Genomic DNA, 287 nt, shown 5'->3' with positions numbered 1-287 from the left:
CGGGTGCCTCGTCGGCCCGTCGCTGTTCTTCCTGATCGTGCGGGCGCTGGTGGGATGAGCCGAGCCTCGCCGCACGTTTTCCGACGGGGACGGGGCGGCGCCGAGCCGGGGGGTGACAGCATGGACGGAATCGTCGAGGGCCGCGGGCTCCTGTCCGATCAGATCCGCAACGCGCTGACCGACGAGATCGCGGCCGGGACGCGGGCGGCCGGCATCGCCCTCGACGAGCAGGAGCTCGCCGACCGCTTCGGCGCCTCGCGCACGCCGGTCCGCGAGGCGCTGCGCCA

At 74.6% G+C, this 287-nt stretch carries 1 protein-coding gene; it reads left to right on the top strand.

What is annotated here, in order from left to right:
* Window positions 1-120 precede the first annotated feature (120 nt).
* Window positions 121-287, top strand: a 167-nt coding sequence (locus tag WDW90_RS38995) for a GntR family transcriptional regulator (protein ID WP_336492984.1), incomplete at its 3' end; no start/stop codon positions are given.

The organism is Methylobacterium nigriterrae (genome assembly GCF_037106235.1).
GTDB classification, from domain to species: Bacteria; Pseudomonadota; Alphaproteobacteria; order Rhizobiales; family Beijerinckiaceae; genus Methylobacterium; species Methylobacterium nigriterrae.
This window is presented reverse-complemented; position numbering and strand designations above follow the sequence as displayed.